Origin of the sequence: Neobacillus driksii (assembly GCF_013409995.1) — a bacterium.
Lineage (GTDB): Bacteria > Bacillota > Bacilli > Bacillales > Cytobacillaceae > Neobacillus > Neobacillus driksii.
Genome location: NZ_JACCBX010000004.1, coordinates 204,174 through 221,130 on the forward strand (window position 1 = coordinate 204,174; position 16,957 = coordinate 221,130).

A 16,957-nucleotide genomic window follows, 5' to 3' on the forward strand; every position below is an offset into this window, starting at 1 on the left:
ATTTTTATGATTTATTCTCTTTATCGTTTAGAGGCTTCCTCCACAAAAGAATAAAAAAGATGAGGCTAATATAGCCAAACAATGGATAAAGATTCGACAACAGTTTGCTGTAGTCAATCAGACTGATCATATAAGAAACGATGAAAATAGCTGTAATCGTAATAAAAGTAGGAACTTGAACAAACTGCTTTAACTGACGGTCTAGTCCAAAAACATTTCCAATGACGGATGTAAATATTTCACCATAAATAACAAGGACAAATATCCAATAAAAAAAAGGTGCTATTTGCTTCATAATGATGGCCATCGGTATCTCATAGAGTTCTACATTTGGCAGCATAATCAAGGTAAAGTGGCTGGATATTAAGATGAGTGTTAAAGCTGCCCCTCCTAAAATTCCTCCCCACTTTATCGTCCAATCATCTTTAATTTCATTAGCAATTGGAACGAGCACAGCCTGTGCTAAAGCTAGGTTTAAAGCTGTATAAGAAAATGGCGCTAATATACTTTTCCAGCTATCCTCCGTTTGTGGTACAAATAATAAGTGATTGACAAAATCAGACTGTGTTATAGAAAGTGACATTAACATAAGACTAAAACACACCATAATGGGTACAACAAAGGAATTGACTGCAAATAACCCCTTTGTACCAACCAGCATGACAAGAAAGGATAAAAATATGGTTATATATACTCCTAAATTCTTCGTTAGGCCCAATTGCTCTTCGAACACTGCTCCAGCGCCAGCAAGCATAACTGCACTTACTCCAAGAAGCATAAAAAGCATGATTATATTAATACACCTGCCTGCCCATTTTCCAAACAAGTGTACATTAAATTCTTGGTACGAAACTGCGTTTATTCGAGCAGCAATTCTCATTAACTTTGAACCTAACACAATAAGGAGGTAACCGCTCAATAAAATACCTAGAAAGCCCATGAAGCCAAACCGTGAAAAAAATTCTACGATTTCTCTTCCTGTAGCAAATCCCGCCCCAACGACTGTACCCACATACACTGCGGCGATTTGAAATGCTGCCGACCAATTCTTTTTCACCCAATCTCCCCCTCAAATACAATATATGAGAAAGAGGACAAACAAAGACGAGCTTTTTTAAAACAAGCATTTTTTGTTTGTAGAAAAAATTACCATAATCAAATCTCTTGAAAGTCAAAAAAGGTCAAAGTATACTAATCACATAAGGTCAACTATAGTCAAAGTCAAATAAATAGTAGATTTTAATTTTATAGGAGGTTTTATATTATGCTGTGTCAATTATGTAAAGAAAACCAAGCCAATGTTCAACTAAATTTAAACATAAATGGACAACACAGCAATATGAAGCTGTGCCATGAATGTTATACAAAAAATAAAAATGCTATTCATTCAGGAATATCTCCAAAAATGAACTCCTTCCCTGGCTTTTCATTTGATGATGTATTCTTCAATATGAAGGGGACCGAAAATAATCATATAAATGACCAGAAACCATCTCCACAACAGGGCCAAAATGGCAAGGGAGGCTTTATTGATCAATTTGGCCGTAATTTAACACATATGGCCAAAGCTGGTCTCATTGACCCTGTGATTGGCCGTGACGAAGAAGTTAAAAGGGTCATTGAAATTTTGAACCGTCGTAATAAAAACAATCCAGTGTTAATTGGTGAACCAGGTGTCGGGAAAACCGCTATAGCCGAAGGTCTTGCGATGAAAATAGTCGATGGAAAGGTACCTGGCAAATTAAGAAATAAAGAGGTTTATTTACTAGATGTTGCTTCTTTAGTTTCGAACACTGGTATTCGCGGGCAGTTTGAAGAAAGAATGAAGCAATTAATTGTAGAATTACAGGAGCGTAAGAATATCATTCTTTTCATTGACGAGATTCATCTCCTTGTAGGAGCAGGTTCTGCAGAAGGTTCAATGGATGCTGGAAACATTTTAAAACCTGCTCTTGCACGCGGCGAACTTCAACTTGTCGGTGCAACTACACTGAAAGAATACCGTCAAATAGAAAAAGATTCAGCTCTAGAACGACGTTTCCAGCTGGTACAAGTGGCTGAACCGACACCAGAGGCGGCAATTGAAATCTTAAAAGGGATTAAGAATAAATACGAGGATTACCATGAAGTAACTTATTCTGACGCTGCGATAAAAGCATGTGTTCAGTTATCACACCGTTATATTCAAGATCGTTTCTTACCTGATAAAGCGATTGATTTACTTGATGAAGCAGGATCTAAAATTAATCTTACTTCAGATGGTCAAAACAAGGATCAGATCGAGAAACGTTTACAAGAAATAGCTGTTCAAAAGGATTCAGCTCTAAAAAATGAAAACTATGAATTAGCTGCCACACTTCGTGATGAAGAAGCTTTACTTGAGAAAAAGGTAAATGAAACTTCAGAAATCATTAGACCGGTTGTAGAGCTATCACATATTCAAGAAATCATTGAACAAAAGACCGGCATTCCTGTTGGTAAATTACAAGAGGATGAGCAGCAAAAACTTAAAGCTCTTGAAGAAAACTTAAATACTAAAGTCATCGGCCAGAAGAAAGCTGTGGAAAAGGTTTCAAAGGCGATTAGAAGAAGCCGTGCCGGCTTAAAATCTAAAAATCGTCCGATTGGTTCTTTCCTTTTTGTCGGACCAACAGGGGTTGGTAAAACCGAGCTTTCTAAAACATTGGCTGAAGAAATATTTGGTTCATCTGAAGCGATGATTCGTCTCGATATGAGTGAATACATGGAAAAACATAGTATTTCCAAATTAATAGGTTCTCCGCCAGGGTATGTAGGTCATGATGAAGCAGGACAACTGACTGAGAAGGTAAGAAGAAATCCATATTGCATTATACTATTAGATGAGATTGAAAAAGCTCATCCAGATGTGCAGCATATGTTCTTACAAATTCTCGAAGATGGGCGTCTTACAGACAGTCAAGGAAGAACAGTAAGCTTTAAGGATTCAGTGATCATTATGACTAGCAATGCTGGAGTGGGACACAAAACCATTCATGTTGGCTTTGGAACAAATGAAGCAATCGAAGAAGCTTCTATCCTAGATTCTTTAGGCAGCTTTTTCAAGCCGGAGTTTTTAAACCGCTTCGATAGTATTATTGAATTTAACTCACTTGAAAAAGAACATATCATGCAAATCGTTGATTTAATGGTACTTGACTTACAAGAAACGTTAAAAGAGCAAAATATTGAATTTGCAATTACACTTGAAGCGAAAGAAAAGCTTGCGGAGTTAGGCTACCACCCAGCATTTGGTGCACGTCCGCTTCGTAGAGTTATTCAAGAACACATCGAGGATAAAATTGCAGACTATATTTTAGAGAAGCCTGAGGCAATTAAACTAACGGCTATCATAGAAGATGGACAGTTGAAGGTTACAGCTGCTGAAGGTGTTAACGTTCATTAATAGAAAAAGCGAAGCCACGAGGCTTCGCTTTTTTTCATTATTATAACTTTTTATCTTCAACAGAATTTAACCAGTTTTCAATTTCGCCAACTACCGATTCTACGCATCCATCCTCAAAAGGTGAAATCAGATTAGCTTCTTTAACTAGGTTCGTAAATGACATACTTCCGCCAAGATTGCAAAGATTTACATAGTCTGCCCAAGCCTCTTCTTGATTTTCTCTTGAACGTTTCCAGAATTGGAAGGCACAAATTTGCGCTAAAGTATAATCGATATAATAGAAGGGTGAGTTAAAAATATGTCCTTGTCGCTGCCAGAAACCACCATTCTCTAAATAAGCATTTCCATCATAATTTTTATGCGGCAAATACTTTTTCTCAATTTCACGCCATTGCTGTTTACGTTCTTCTGGGGATGCCTGCCAATTTTCATACACCCAGTGTTGGAATTCATCTACGGAAACTCCGTATGGCAGAAATAATAAAGCATCACTTAAGTGGGAGAATTTATATTTATCGGTATCTTCCTTAAAGAAAAGGTCCATCCATGGCCAAGTGAAAAATTCCATACTCATGGAATGAATTTCACAAGCCTCATAAGTTGGCCAGTAATATTCAGGAATTTCAAAATTCCGGCTTGAATAAACCTGGAAGGCATGACCAGCTTCATGAGTTAATACATCAATGTCCCCAGAGGTTCCATTGAAATTTGAAAAAATAAATGGTGCCTTGTAGTTTTCGATATATGTGCAATACCCGCCGCCTGCTTTACCTTTTTTAGCCACAAGGTCCATTAGGTTATTATCTTGCATGAATTTGAAGAATTCACCTGTTTCTTTAGACAATTCTTCATACATCTTTTGTCCATTTTCAATAATCCATTCAGGACTGCCTTTAGGCGCAGCATTCCCAGTTTTATAGTTAAAGCCCTCGTCGAAGTATTTTAACTGTTCTACCCCTATACGTTCCTGCTGCCTTGCCTTTAATTTAGTTGCAATCGGAACAATAAAGTCCTTCACCTGCTGACGAAAGTTTGCCACCATTTCTGAATTATAATCTGTTCTCATCATTCGATAATAGCCTAGTTCAACAAAGTTTTTATAACCTAATGCATGGGCAATTTCAGTCCTTACCATAACAAGGTCATCATAGATACGATCAAGCTCGTCTTCATGCTCAGCTAAAAAACCAAACTTTGCTTCAGATGCCAGCTTTCTCGTTTCTCTGTCTGTTGATTGGGTGAAAGGCTCTAATTGAGCAAGAGTTCTTTCTTCCCCCTCAAAATTAATTTTTGCGGAGGCAATTAGTTTTGTATACTCTGTTGATAAACGATTCTCCTTTTGAAGTAAAGGAACAATTTCTGGTTTAAATGTCTTTAGTTGCCCTTCAGCAAGTGCAAATAATTGCTTACCATATTTGCCTTCTAATTCATTTCGAAATTTAGAGTTAACAAGAGCCTGATAATATTTCGTAACCAGCCCTTCTATTTCAGGCTGAACTTCATCCATATAATCCTGCTCTGCTTTATAAAATTCATCATTGGTGTCAACAGAATGACGAATATAGCAAAGATTAAACATCGTCCCAATATCATTTCTAATTTCATTGACTTCGTTCATCGCTGCACTTTGCTCTTCTAGAGAAGAAGCATTCGCAAACTTTCCGATTGCCGCCTCAAATCTTGCTTTTACTTCGTCAAGGTTTGGACGGGTATATGTATACTCTTCAAATCTCATGGAAACAACCCCTTTATATCAAACTTTTTCCAACTATATATTTTTCGACACTACCCATGAATATTCCTTCAGGCAAAAAAAAATACGGCAAATGCCGTATTAAAATTTACCCGCTGGCAACCCCAGTTTTTTCAACAATTCAATCGCTTCTTGTTTTTCGGGATCTGTTAAACTAGACATTAGAGAATGAATCTGCTCGGCGTGTTCAGGAAATATTTCTTGAATAAACTCTTTCCCTTTATCTGTAATTTGTGCAAAGGTTACTCTTCGATCGTTAGGACAGGCGATTCTTACTAAGAATCCTTTTTGTTCTAACTTATCTACAACATAAGTGATGCTGCCGCTGGCAAGTAGTATCTTTCCGCCAATTTGCTGCATAGGCTGATCACCTTTATGATATAAAAGCTCTAATACGGCAAATTCCGTTGGATTTAATCCACTAGCTTGTATAACTTTATTAACATGCTCATTAATCGCTTTATAAGCTCTTGATAGAACAATATATAGCTTTAATGATTGAGATACAGAATCGTTTTCCATAAAGAATCATCCTTTTAATAAAATCTCGAGCTGTCTAGCTCCAGCACCTAATGGCTCCGCCTAATTTATTATCTCGACTTCAAGATTATTATAAAAAACTTTTTGTTTTATGTCAATTTAACCTAGTTTTACAATAGGTTCTTTCTTAATAATTCTAGATTTCAATCCCTCTATCATACGATTTATTTCTAAATCCCTTTCTTCTGGCGAGATTTTTTTATGTAAAACAGAATAAAGAGTTATATCTCTTAACATAAAAAATAATGGAAGCTGTTCTTTCCAGGCCACAGGTAATGAGTGGTGCTCTTCATACCCCTGTATAAAATAGAATAGAAAATTGCTTGCAAACTGCTCCCGTTCCATTTCACTACTATTATGGTAACCATATAAAACGGAATAATAAAGCGGGATTGCAATATCAGAAGCAAACCAATGATAACTACAATCGTCGAAATCAAAAACATGAACACATTTACCATCATAAAAAAAGTTACCTGAATGGATATCGCTGTGGATAAGTCCAAAATTATCCTTGTTTCTTGGGAGCGATTTCAATTCCTTAATTAACAGTTTAGTATTCTTAATAACCTCTTTCTCATTCGGCACATAGGATTCAATATCAAGTAATTCCTCATTCTCCCAAGCAGGGCGAAGCTTTATCTCTTTGCTTGGTTTGTATTCCTTAGTGACAGAATGCATTTGACCTATTGCTTTGCCCCATGCATGAAATAACTGATTATTAAATACATCCGATTTAATTTTCACAGGGTAACCATCTACTTTTGAAAATAGACAAGCATAAAAAAACGATCCGTCACGTGCTGGCATGTCTTCGATTAATTGATTATTTGATGATGTAAATGCTTCTGGGCAATTTACCTTTTGCTGATGTAAAAAATTCATCCAATCAAGTTCAGCTAGAATCTCATCCTTACTTCGGTGCGTGCTATGTGTGATTCTCAGTATAACTGGTTTGTTCCCACGATAAGCTTCAAAAACATAATTCTCAAAATCGCCAAGTTTTTTTACCTCGGTTTGCAAATGGAAGGACTCCAAAAAGCACTTAAGAATTTCTTCCGTAAACAAGATATCCACTGATTTCTCCATCATAATCCCCTTCTTTCATTTACGGTCTTCACATTCATTATATTTAAATATTTCGAATATAGAAACATTCCATTTTTCATTTTTATAGAATTTATGTATGATAGGATTATTGAGAAGATTGATAATTTCATAAAAGAGGTGCGGAAAATGAGTCAACCAGCTACAATGTCTGCAAATTCATCAAAAGCCTCAGACACGACGATGTATAATATTCTTTTTATTATAGGGCTTTGCCACCTGCTCAATGATGCCATACAAGCTGTTGTACCGGCGATGTTTCCAATTCTAGAAAAATCAATGGGGTTATCCTTTACCCAGCTTGGTATCATTGCCTTTTCCTTAAATATGGTATCTTCCGTATTGCAGCCAGTGGTTGGTGTCGTGACTGATAAAAAGCCAATGCCTTTCGCTTTACCAATAGGACTTACCTTGACTCTATGTGGTGTTGTTGGATTAGCGTTTGCCCCTTCATTTGTTTTAATTGTTTTGTCGGTAATTTTCATTGGCTTTGGATCTGCAGTTTTTCATCCTGAAGGCTCTAGGGTAGCCTATATGGCTGCAGGCAGAAGAAGAGGTCTTGCACAATCGATTTATCAAGTTGGCGGTAATACCGGGCAGGCATTGGCTCCGCTTATTACAGCACTTATCCTTGTTCCGCTAGGACAGAAAGGTGCTTCATGGTTTTCGCTTGTTGCGGCATTAGCAGTATTATTATTAATCTACATCGCTAATTGGTATAATCAGAGATTAGCTGCAAACCTTCCCCGATTAAAAAATAAGAATTTAACGTCAGATAAAAATACCGGTCTATCAAAAAGGGTTAAACAGTCATTATTTTTAATTCTTTTACTGATATTTGCAAGGTCTTGGTATATATCGGGGATGACTAATTTCTATGCTTTCTTTGCCATTGAAGAATACTCCCTAACGATTAAGGAATCACAGCTTTTCTTATTTGCCTTTTTAATTGCTGGTGCTTTAGGAACTTTTTTCGGCGGACCACTTGCTGATCGCTTTGGTAAGAAAAAAGTAATTTCATTTTCTATGTTGTCAACTGTTCCATTTGCCATCCTTATTCCTTTTGTACCTTCTGTCGTGGCGTTTCTCTTTCTAACTATTACAGGTTTTATCTTAATGACAAGCTTTTCGGTTACTGTCGTATACGCACAAGAACTTGTTCCAGGAAAAATCGGAACGATGTCGGGGTTAACGGTTGGACTCGCTTTCGGTATGGGGGCTATCGGATCCGTTGGACTTGGATACATTGCAGACTTATTTAGTTTGTCATCCATGGTCTCCTCCATTGGATTCTTGCCATTGCTTGGTTTAATAGCGTTCCTGCTGCCCAGTGATCAAACAGTACAAGAATGGAATCAATAGTATGAAAAGGATGGGCTCAGCCCATCCTTATTTTATTTCCTGAATTTTTTGGTATAGTTCTTCTTTTTCATCATCTGACAGCATACGCTCAGCCATAGGGAAAAGGACATTTTCTTCTTTTGCAAAGTGTTCTGTTAAAATGAGATAAGCACTTTTGATTAATGCAGCCAAGTTCTTCTTTTCATCATCTGCTTGAAAGCTATTAGCATTCTTAAGAAATTCATGGATGTTCGCTTTCGCTTGATCATGCTCATATTCCATCACAGCAATCGGTCCAGAAGTCGTTCCAATATAAACGCCCATCATCGGAAATAGTACTCCCTCTTCTCGTTCAGAATGAGGGTCAAGTGCAGCTTTAAATTCCTTTACTTTACTAATCAACCTTACAAATTTTTCTTCATCATAACCAGCTTCGATTTGCTGTGTTAAATCGTATAATCCCTCTAATTGCGCCAATAATGACGGATGCTCCGACTTTAATTGATGAAGTCCTTTACTTAGATTTACAGGAGACATACCTCCAAAACTGCTCATACAGCCACTCATCTGTATACACCTCTTATTCATTTTCTTGTTTTTAGTATAAAAGCTGCCTTTCTATTTTGTTGTGACACCAATCACATAAATAAAAGAAATTAACAAGCCTAAAATGGAAGCGTTATAAGTTTTCGAAAAATTTTAACATTTGTACTCAAAAAAACTAAAAATCTATCATATAATATAGTTAGAACATAAAAGGGAGGGCTATAATCATGAAAACACCTAATTATCATGAATTTTATCAAAAGGCATTGGTATCCATTGGTTACAACGACTTATTGGCACTAAAGGAATTCGAATCCTATGACTGTGATTCACCTTCGACTCATTGGCTAATTGCAGTTGAAGGAGAGCAGCTCCCACAGCCAAACATATATTTTCATTGGAAAGTAAGTATCTATCCGTCAAATGCTGAAGGTGACTTTAATTGGAAGAAACCTTTTTATTGTTCTCCTATAATGGAATCTATGGATAGTGCACATGAGCTTGCCTGCTCATTGGTTACTTCAAGTAAACTAGATCAACTCTCCACCTTAAGCCTACAAGAGAAAATAAGTTAACCCACAAAAATTACTCCCCTTTTGCTTCACCTTCTTTTTACCCTCACATGTGAAAGAACCCACAAATAGTGAAATTAAACTACCTAAAAAAATAAATAGGTGCTGTTCACTATCGCAAGCAGCACCTATACTATTAAGCTAGTCGAAAGACTATTCCATGTCCGCCTTTCGGATATTCCCATTTAATATTTTGGTACGGGCAGCCTATTCGGCAGCTTCCACATTCGTGGCAGCCTTCATAACCAACCTGCATCCGTAATCCTTCCCATTTGTATACTTCGGCTGGGCAGAAAATAGTGCAAATCTTATCCGGGCATTTTGTCATACAGATATCATCATCCATAACAGTTAGATGGGATTTCGTATCAGCTTTAAAACGAAGAAGATACTGTTTTTCTTCGATATTCTTAGTTGACATTATTTCACCGCCTTCCAAGCTCGATAAATATCTTGTATCACCTTAAATGTTCCTCTTTCTGCCGTTACACTCTTCATAATTTCTTTCTGCTTATCACGTTTTGGTGTTCCGTCTACTGTAAAGAATTTGCTCATAGCCTTGTTCATCATTGGAACATATTCTTTAAAATATTGTGGGTTGTTTTCAAATGTGTGTGTAGCGTCTTTATATTTCTCTAAATCTTTGATTATGAAACTATCATAAAGCTTTTGACGGTAAAGATTTAAACTAGACTCAGAGAAGTCTCCACGGTGCTTCGCCTCAATTACGGTCTCTGCGGCCAGTAAGCCAGAGTGCATTGCCATGTTCGAGCCTTCACGATGGATTGCGTTAACAAGCTGTGCAGCATCACCAACTACCACTACACCGTTTCCTGCTACCTTTGGTACTGAACGATATCCTCCCTCTGGAATGAGGTGGGCAAGATACTCTGCTGACTCTCCGCCTGCCAGCATCGGCTTAACCATTGGATGTGTTTTTAGATAGTCTAAAAGATCATAAGGCTTCATTTTTGATTTGATCATACTTGATAGAGTTGTACCTACCCCTATATTCAAACTATCCTTATTCGTATATAAAAATGCTGTTCCAAGATTCCCTTTTGTTGAATCTCCAAATATTTCAATCGTACAGCCTTGATTATCTTCTAAGTTAAATCGATCATTAATTTTTTCTTTTGGTAAATTAATAACTTCCATTACGGTCAGAGCCACTTCATCAGGACGAAATTCCTTATGGAATCCTAACTGCTTTGAGAGCAGTGAATTTACCCCATCTGCCAGGACAACAACATCAGCATAGACTTCACCATTCGGACGGTCCGTACGGACACCAATCACTTTGCCGTTTTCAACAATACATTCTGTTACAACGGTTTCATTGATTAACAGTGCCCCTGCTTCAACCGCTTTTTTTGCAAACCACTGGTCAAATTGCGCTCGTAATACTGTGAAGTTATTATATGGTTCAACACCCCATTCAAGTCCTTTGTAACCAAATTGAACGACTGATTCCTTATCCATCATCCAAAAACGCTGCTCGATAACAGGTCTTTCAAGTGGAGCTTCCTTCCAAAATTCTGGAATTAACTCTTCCATTTGCTTCCGATACAACACCCCGCCCATTACGTTTTTGCTTCCAGGGTACTCTCCTCTTTCAATAAGCAGTACGTTTAAGCCTTTTTGAGCACATACAAGTGCGCAAGAAGTTCCTGCTGGTCCTGCCCCAACAACAATAACATCAAATTTTTCTGGCATAGCTTATTTCACCACCTTTTTCAGTTCGTAGCTGTTTAAATTGTTGTATTAATTTCGGGACAATTTCCAATGCATCTCCTACAATTCCGTATGTGGCTACATCAAATATTGGTGCATTTGGATCCTTATTGATAGCGATGATTAAATCGGAGTTTTTCATACCTACTACATGCTGGATAGCCCCGGACAAAGCAATCGCAAAATATATTTTGGGGGTTACGGTTTCACCAGTCTGGCCAATTTGCAGCTCATGCGGTAACCATCCTGCTTCAACCACATCTCTTGTACCGCCGACAGTTGCTCCAATCGTATCAGCTAGTTCATAAAGTATTTGGAAGTTTTGTACATCTCCCATTCCTTTACCACCACAGACAATAACATGTGCATCAGCTAAATTCGCCTTTTTTGTTACGTCATTCACAATTTGCAGTACTTTTGTGCGCATATCTTCTTCTCTTAGCGTAATGCTTTCCTCAATTATTTTCCCGGTTCTTCCTGTATCTGGAGAAAGAGCCTTCATTACCTTAGGCCTTACAGTTGCCATTTGCGGCCGATGCTTTTTACAGAGTATCGTTGCCATAATATTACCGCCAAATGCAGGACGGCTAGCTTCAAGTAAACGGTTATCTACGTCAACATCGAGCATGGTGGTGTCTGCAGTCAGACCTGTAACCAAATCAGTTGCCACAGCACTGGCTAAATCTTTTCCATTTGGTGTTGCCCCGTAAAGAATAATTTCTGGCTTGTATTTTGGTACAAGCTGCATAACACCCTTCATGTAGGATTCAGTCCGATAATCTTTCAAGACCGGATGGTCAACAAGATACACTTCATCTGCACCATAGGCAATTACTTGGTTTGCTAATGGTTTTATGCCGCTCCCAAGTAAAAATCCAGCCAATGGAACTTGTAATTTATCAGCAAGTTTGCGGCCTGCACCGAGCAATTCGAGTGAAACTCCTTCAATTTTACCGCCATTTTGTTCAATGAAGACCCAAACGCCACGGTAATCATCAAAATTCATGTAAACTCCTCCTCAGCAAAGAATAATCTTTATTGTTTAGATGACTGTAATGTTAATACGTCTTTTTGCTCCAGCAAGATATCCATGAGTTGGTTAACCTGCTCATCTGGAGAGCCTTCAATTTTTTTCCCGCCTTCAGGACGAGGAGGAGTGAACATTTTTCCAACAATTGTTGGCGATCCTTTTAGTCCAAGCTGTACACGGTCCACATTTTCAAGATCACTAACAGCCCAAATTACCGGTTCATATCTTGCAGCTTTAATCATATTTGGCATGGGTGAATATTCGATCTGGTTTATTTCCTTTTCAACGGTCAGAAGACATGGCATTTCTGCTTGAATTAATTCATAGCCGCTGGATAATTTTCTTTTGATTAACACCGTTTTTTCTTCTAAATTAACTTCAGTTACTTCGATTACATTGGTTACCGGTGGAATATCCAACCTTCTGGCAATACCAGGTCCTACTTGACCAGTGTCTCCATCAATGGCATGCTTGCCGCAAATAATCAGATCAACAGGAATTTCCTTGTTGATTTTTTCTAATGCTTTAAATAAGGCATAGCTGGTTGCAAGTGTATCAGCCCCTGCAAAAGCACGGTCCGTAATCAAATATCCCCGGTCCGCACCTATCTCAATACTTTTCTTAATCACTGCCGTTGCTTGCGGCGGTCCCATCGACAAAACTGAGATCGTACCTCCGGTCTTTTCACGAATGCTTACAGCTTCTTGTACAGCATGAGCATCATAAGGATTCAAAATGGCTGGTGCGCTTCGTCGGTCGAGTGTGTTTGTTTTGGGATTGATTTTAATAATTTTTGTATCTGGTACTTGTTTTACACATACGACAATGTGCATGTAGTACTTTCCCTCCCCCATTTTTGCTATGTTTGTTTTGAAAGCGTTTGCCTTCCTTGGTTATAAAAAATGCCATATTACGATATATGTATCGCAACACAAGCATAGTACCAAACAATGATAGAATTCTTTTGTTAAAATTGATAAATTTAAGGTATGTGGTAAAGTCTAGGAGTATAAGTGTAGAAGATTTTCATGATGTAAATGAATAGTAAAAAATAATAGAACTAATTTAACTATAAGAAATATTCGGATATAAACAATGATAAAAATCACAGTTTCTGTCTAATTATGTAGTTAATTTTATTTATTACTATTTTTAATAGATGAAAGGTTTGAGGCTGGTATGATAGAAGTGTTTGTAGGAAGTGTTCTTTCCGCTTTATCAACGGGTGCAGGTGCTCTAATCATTCTTTTTATCAATCAGTCCCTTACACACCGCTGGAAGGATATACTCTTAGCTTTTAGCGCTGGAATTATGATGGCTGCATCTACAATTGGTTTAATACCAGAGGCTATGAAGCTGGGTGGTTTTGTTTCACTTTCAATCGGAGTATTCTTTGGGGTTTTGGCATTAACCACTCTCGAAAAAAAAATTCCTCATATTGACCTCGAACACAATCAGTATGGAATTAAATTTGACGAAAAGGCAATGTTAATCATTGCAGCGATAACTCTGCACAATATTCCAGAAGGTATGTCTGTCGGTGTCAGCTATGCTTCGCAAACAGAGGACACGGGGAATTTAATCGCACTTGCGATTGGGTTTCAGAATGCACCAGAAGGCCTTCTTGTTGCACTGTTTTTACTCAATCAAAGATTAAGCAAATTTAAGGCCTTTTTACTGGCAACTCTAACGGGTGCAATTGAAATTGTTACATCTTTTATTGGGTTTTATTTAACTTCATTTGTACAAGGGCTTGTCCCCTATGGTCTTTCTTTTGCGGCTGGAGCGATGTTGTTTATTATTTATAAAGAGTTAATCCCAGAAAGCCATGGAGATGGCAACGAACGAGTTTCAACTTATGCATTTATTACTGGTCTATTAGTAATGGTCTTGTTAATAGACATTTTTTAAGACTCATGTGATTCTTAGACAAATACTTTCGGCCAAATCATAACCATTTGATTAAAAGCAAATCTCACTTCTTCGTTTGGCCGTGAAAATTGCTGAGCTGCTCTCTGATACTCATTTATTAAGACATCTAATTCTTGGCTGTATTTTATCGTTTCTTCACTTGTAAACCCTTTTTTATTTGCACAATTTATCATCATTGCACGTTTAACTTTTATTGCGTTAAGTATCTCAGAAGGGTTATAACTTTCCATATCCACTCTCTCCACCTACTCCTTACTCTTTTACATTAAACTGCTAAAAAATTGATTACTTGATGAATTATGACAAGATTTTAGTAAAAAGTAAACCCTTTCGCAAAAGTAGACAAAACAAGCATTTTATTGCATTTTTCGACAAGATTCTCATGTTTTTCTTTGCTGATACGACAATTTTCATGCTATTTTTGATAATGTTTTAGTAAATTTATTTACTAAAACATACAAAAAACTGGCTTCTAAATAGCCAGTTTTTATGAATTGTCGATGAATTTCTTCTTTTTAATAAATTGGCACCTATCCTTCTGCAGCCAATTTTTTGAAAATTGCTAGCTCACTAATTCTTCTTACTGCTTCTCCTAAACGTTCCTCACTTGTGAGCAAACCAACCCGGACAAAGCCTTCACCCAGTTCACCAAATGCAATCCCAGGTGCCACAGCAATATGTGCTTGTTCCAGGAGGATATCTGCAAATTCAGTTGAAGTAAACCCTTCAGGCACCTTTAGCCAAGCAAAAAATGATCCCTTTGGCGCCGTTACATTCCAGCCAAGAGAACGAAGCCCAGCTATTAAAACATTTCTCCTGCGCTCATAGAGATGATTCAATTCACGAACACATTCCTGCGGACCAGTTAAAGCTTCTGCTGCTGCCTCCTGAATACCGCCAAATATACTGCAATATAGATGGTCTTGTAAAAGCTCCACGGCTGAAATAACACTGCTATTCCCTACTGCGAATCCGACACGCCACCCTGCCATGTTGTAGGTTTTCGAAAGAGTATATATTTCTATACCAACTTCTTTAGCTCCCTCAATTTGTAAAAAACTCAACGGCACATTTCCATCATAACCTATTGCTCCGTAAGCAAAATCGTGGACCACACAGATATCATTTTGACTGGCTAGTTGGACCGTTTCCTCAAAAAACTCCTTAGTTGCTGCAGCACCGGTTGGGTTATTTGGATAATTAAGAAACATTAATTTTGCACTTTCAATTACATCAGCAGGTAATTCCCTATAATCTGGCAGAAAACTATTTTTTTCCCTTAGCGGCATCGTAATCATCTCAGCTTTTGCCAGCGCCACACCAGACAGATAATCAGGATATCCTGGATCGGGTACCAACATGATATCACCAGGATTTAATAGGCATTGTGGGATCTCTACTAATCCAGCCTTACCCCCAAACAAAATAGCCACTTCACTATCTGGATCAATGGTTACATCATATTCTCGTTTGTAAAAATCCGCTGCCGCCTGCTTTAAATATCGATAACCCTGAAAAGGAGAATACTTATGGTTCACAGGGTTGGCAGCAGCCTCCTGCATTTTTTTTACGATATGTTGCGGGGTTGCTTGATCAGGATTACCCTGTCCTAAGTTAATAACATCATAGCCTGCTTCAATGTATTTCCCTACTTTTTTTACTAATGAAGCAAAAAACTGTTTCGGCAGATTATTTAAAGTTTGGGAAGTGGAAAATTGTTTCATCATTACACCTGCTTTAATTCATTCATTTTAAAGTTGAATTCTAGTCAAAAATGATATAACTTTTAAGACAGCTTGTAAAGAAAAAATTCAGAAATTTCAAATCGAGGTGTATTTGGGTGAACCAGAAAAACCACCTCCAATAATTGGCAGTGGTTTTCCTAACTATTTACCAAATGATTTAAAGGTAACTTAATCCTAAATAAAGTTCCTATTCCCTCTTCACTTTCAACTTCAATACTTCCATTATGTTCCTCGATAATTCGATAACTGACCATCAATCCAAGCCCAGTACCTTTTTCTTTTGTGGTATAAAACGGTTCTCCAAGTTTTTTAATTTTATCCTTCGGAATTCCCGTTCCTTGATCACGAATGGATATCTGAATAAGTTGGTCCTTAATAGAATTTATCGCAATAGTAATTTTCCCACCGTTCGGCATAACTTCAATTGCGTTTTTAATAATATTAATAAAGACCTTTTTTAATTGGTTGGGTTCACAATAAACGTATGGTAATTGTTCTTCATAATGAGTATGGAATTGAACATTGTACAGCACAGCCTGAGCACTTAATAAATCTACAATTTCCCTCATTATTTGCCTAATGTCATTCTCTTGATATCTAATTTCCTGAGGCTTTGCCAAGATTAAGAATTCATTAATAATAGAATCAATTCTCGCTAACTCAGAGGTAATAACATCGTAATACATAGCGTGTTCAGCTTTAATTGTTGGCTCTAGTAATTGAATAAACCCCTTTAAAGCAGTCATAGGATTTCTTATTTCATGGGCAATTCCTGCAGCAAGCTCGCCAATAACATTTAGCCGATCCGATTTTCTTAGCTGTTCCTGCAGCTCAGCTTTTTCAGTTACATCTATAATAACAGTAAGGTTCATTCCATCGATAATTCCACGCTTGGTGGAGTAATCAAAGTGTCTAACTCCCCCGTCAATCCCTTCAATCATCATGGATGAACATTCTTTGCCATTATTCGTTACCTGCTTAATATGATTCAGTATTTCCTGTCTTTTTTCATTTAAATGATTAAATAAATCTAGTACGGATTGTCCTACCAGCTTATCTTTTGAAAGCCCAAATATTCTCATTGCAGAACAATTGATATCGACTATGTGATACTTGTCATTCCATAAAATAAGTCCATCCATGGAATCTTCAAATATCCTTCTGTATCTTTGTTCGCTCATTTGTAATGCCTTTTCCATTAATACACCAGCCCTATGAAACCCAAAATAAGGT

General features: G+C 37.4%; 16 protein-coding genes. 4 read left to right on the forward strand and 12 right to left on the reverse strand.

Features of this window, described 5'->3' with window-relative positions; translation table 11 throughout:
• Positions 1-4: 4 nt before the first annotated feature.
• Positions 5-1,057: a YkvI family membrane protein gene (locus F4694_RS10315; RefSeq protein WP_179597509.1), complete on the reverse strand. Its 1,053-nt coding sequence runs from the start codon at positions 1,055-1,057 to the stop codon at positions 5-7.
• A 207-nt stretch (positions 1,058-1,264) separates the two neighbouring features.
• Here F4694_RS10315 and F4694_RS10320 point away from each other — a divergent pair, with 207 nt between their 5' ends.
• Positions 1,265-3,424 carry an ATP-dependent Clp protease ATP-binding subunit gene (locus F4694_RS10320; RefSeq protein WP_179597511.1) on the forward strand — a complete coding sequence of 720 codons (2,160 nt, stop codon included), beginning with the start codon at positions 1,265-1,267 and terminating at the stop codon, positions 3,422-3,424.
• A gap of 40 nt (positions 3,425-3,464) precedes the next feature.
• Here F4694_RS10320 and F4694_RS10325 read toward each other — a convergent pair whose 3' ends face one another.
• The 3 genes from F4694_RS10325 to F4694_RS10335 form a co-directional block, all read right to left on the reverse strand.
• Positions 3,465-5,159 (reverse strand): M3 family oligoendopeptidase, encoded by a 1,695-nt coding sequence (locus tag F4694_RS10325; protein ID WP_179597513.1) that lies wholly within the window; start codon positions 5,157-5,159, stop codon positions 3,465-3,467.
• A gap of 99 nt (positions 5,160-5,258) precedes the next feature.
• The gene (locus tag F4694_RS10330; protein ID WP_179597516.1) at positions 5,259-5,699 is read right to left on the reverse strand and encodes a MarR family winged helix-turn-helix transcriptional regulator; all 441 of its coding nucleotides are present in this window, start codon (positions 5,697-5,699) and stop codon (positions 5,259-5,261) included.
• Positions 5,700-5,816: 117 nt separating this feature from the next.
• Positions 5,817-6,806 (reverse strand): phosphotransferase enzyme family protein, encoded by a 990-nt coding sequence (locus F4694_RS10335; protein ID WP_179597518.1) that lies wholly within the window; start codon positions 6,804-6,806, stop codon positions 5,817-5,819.
• 147 nt (positions 6,807-6,953) lie between these two features.
• Here F4694_RS10335 and F4694_RS10340 point away from each other — a divergent pair, with 147 nt between their 5' ends.
• On the forward strand, positions 6,954-8,186 hold the full coding sequence (locus tag F4694_RS10340) for an MFS transporter (RefSeq protein ID WP_179597520.1): 1,233 nt from the start codon (positions 6,954-6,956) through the stop codon (positions 8,184-8,186).
• Between the two features lie 27 nt (positions 8,187-8,213).
• Here the strand turns inward: F4694_RS10340 and F4694_RS10345 are convergent, their stop codons facing one another.
• Positions 8,214-8,753, reverse strand: coding sequence for a hemerythrin domain-containing protein (locus tag F4694_RS10345; protein ID WP_257029192.1), 540 nt, complete (start codon positions 8,751-8,753; stop codon positions 8,214-8,216).
• Positions 8,754-8,938: 185 nt separating this feature from the next.
• Here F4694_RS10345 and F4694_RS10350 point away from each other — a divergent pair, with 185 nt between their 5' ends.
• Positions 8,939-9,286: a hypothetical protein gene (locus F4694_RS10350; RefSeq protein ID WP_179597524.1), complete on the forward strand. Its 348-nt coding sequence runs from the start codon at positions 8,939-8,941 to the stop codon at positions 9,284-9,286.
• Positions 9,287-9,419: 133 nt separating this feature from the next.
• Here F4694_RS10350 and F4694_RS10355 read toward each other — a convergent pair whose 3' ends face one another.
• Genes F4694_RS10355 through F4694_RS10370 form a run of 4 tightly spaced genes read right to left on the reverse strand, consistent with a single transcriptional unit; the run spans position 9,420 to position 12,880 of the window.
• On the reverse strand, positions 9,420-9,704 hold the full coding sequence (locus tag F4694_RS10355) for a ferredoxin family protein (RefSeq protein ID WP_179597526.1): 285 nt from the start codon (positions 9,702-9,704) through the stop codon (positions 9,420-9,422).
• The gene (locus tag F4694_RS10360; protein ID WP_179597528.1) at positions 9,704-10,999 is read right to left on the reverse strand and encodes an FAD-dependent oxidoreductase; all 1,296 of its coding nucleotides are present in this window, start codon (positions 10,997-10,999) and stop codon (positions 9,704-9,706) included. The genes F4694_RS10355 and F4694_RS10360 overlap by 1 nt, the downstream gene beginning before the upstream one ends.
• On the reverse strand, positions 10,983-12,023 hold the full coding sequence (locus F4694_RS10365; protein WP_179597530.1) for an electron transfer flavoprotein subunit alpha/FixB family protein: 1,041 nt from the start codon (positions 12,021-12,023) through the stop codon (positions 10,983-10,985). Before F4694_RS10365 ends, F4694_RS10360 begins: the two co-directional genes overlap by 17 nt.
• 29 nt (positions 12,024-12,052) lie before the next feature.
• Positions 12,053-12,880 (reverse strand): electron transfer flavoprotein subunit beta/FixA family protein, encoded by an 828-nt coding sequence (locus F4694_RS10370; protein ID WP_179597532.1) that lies wholly within the window; start codon positions 12,878-12,880, stop codon positions 12,053-12,055.
• Between the two features lie 346 nt (positions 12,881-13,226).
• Between F4694_RS10370 and F4694_RS10375 the strand changes: the two genes are divergently transcribed.
• Positions 13,227-13,958: a ZIP family metal transporter gene (locus F4694_RS10375; RefSeq protein WP_179597535.1), complete on the forward strand. Its 732-nt coding sequence runs from the start codon at positions 13,227-13,229 to the stop codon at positions 13,956-13,958.
• 14 nt (positions 13,959-13,972) lie between these two features.
• On the opposite strand, the gene F4694_RS10380 is transcribed toward F4694_RS10375, so the two are convergent.
• From F4694_RS10380 to F4694_RS10390, 3 genes are all read right to left on the reverse strand, one after another.
• The gene (locus F4694_RS10380; protein WP_218895602.1) at positions 13,973-14,209 is read right to left on the reverse strand and encodes an aspartyl-phosphate phosphatase Spo0E family protein; all 237 of its coding nucleotides are present in this window, start codon (positions 14,207-14,209) and stop codon (positions 13,973-13,975) included.
• A gap of 300 nt (positions 14,210-14,509) precedes the next feature.
• On the reverse strand, positions 14,510-15,703 hold the full coding sequence (locus tag F4694_RS10385; protein WP_179598120.1) for a pyridoxal phosphate-dependent aminotransferase: 1,194 nt from the start codon (positions 15,701-15,703) through the stop codon (positions 14,510-14,512).
• 158 nt (positions 15,704-15,861) lie between these two features.
• Positions 15,862-16,923 carry a PAS domain-containing sensor histidine kinase gene (locus tag F4694_RS10390; protein WP_179597539.1) on the reverse strand — a complete coding sequence of 354 codons (1,062 nt, stop codon included), beginning with the start codon at positions 16,921-16,923 and terminating at the stop codon, positions 15,862-15,864.
• Between the last annotated feature and the right edge of the window lie 34 nt (positions 16,924-16,957).

Coding starts and splice junctions, on each gene's coding strand:
- F4694_RS10330 (WP_179597516.1), bottom strand. CDS start 5,699: ATGGAAAACGATTCTGTATCTCAATCATTAAAGCTATATATTGTTCTA.
- F4694_RS10340 (WP_179597520.1), top strand. CDS start 6,954: ATGAGTCAACCAGCTACAATGTCTGCAAATTCATCAAAAGCCTCAGAC.
- F4694_RS10370 (WP_179597532.1), bottom strand. CDS start 12,880: ATGCACATTGTCGTATGTGTAAAACAAGTACCAGATACAAAAATTATT.
- F4694_RS10390 (WP_179597539.1), bottom strand. CDS start 16,923: ATGGAAAAGGCATTACAAATGAGCGAACAAAGATACAGAAGGATATTT.
- F4694_RS10350 (WP_179597524.1), top strand. CDS start 8,939: ATGAAAACACCTAATTATCATGAATTTTATCAAAAGGCATTGGTATCC.
- F4694_RS10365 (WP_179597530.1), bottom strand. CDS start 12,023: ATGAATTTTGATGATTACCGTGGCGTTTGGGTCTTCATTGAACAAAAT.
- F4694_RS10355 (WP_179597526.1), bottom strand. CDS start 9,704: ATGTCAACTAAGAATATCGAAGAAAAACAGTATCTTCTTCGTTTTAAA.
- F4694_RS10385 (WP_179598120.1), bottom strand. CDS start 15,703: ATGAAACAATTTTCCACTTCCCAAACTTTAAATAATCTGCCGAAACAG.
- F4694_RS10325 (WP_179597513.1), bottom strand. CDS start 5,159: ATGAGATTTGAAGAGTATACATATACCCGTCCAAACCTTGACGAAGTA.
- F4694_RS10380 (WP_218895602.1), bottom strand. CDS start 14,209: ATGGAAAGTTATAACCCTTCTGAGATACTTAACGCAATAAAAGTTAAA.
- F4694_RS10360 (WP_179597528.1), bottom strand. CDS start 10,999: ATGCCAGAAAAATTTGATGTTATTGTTGTTGGGGCAGGACCAGCAGGA.
- F4694_RS10320 (WP_179597511.1), top strand. CDS start 1,265: ATGCTGTGTCAATTATGTAAAGAAAACCAAGCCAATGTTCAACTAAAT.
- F4694_RS10375 (WP_179597535.1), top strand. CDS start 13,227: ATGATAGAAGTGTTTGTAGGAAGTGTTCTTTCCGCTTTATCAACGGGT.
- F4694_RS10335 (WP_179597518.1), bottom strand. CDS start 6,806: ATGGAGAAATCAGTGGATATCTTGTTTACGGAAGAAATTCTTAAGTGC.
- F4694_RS10345 (WP_257029192.1), bottom strand. CDS start 8,753: ATGAATAAGAGGTGTATACAGATGAGTGGCTGTATGAGCAGTTTTGGA.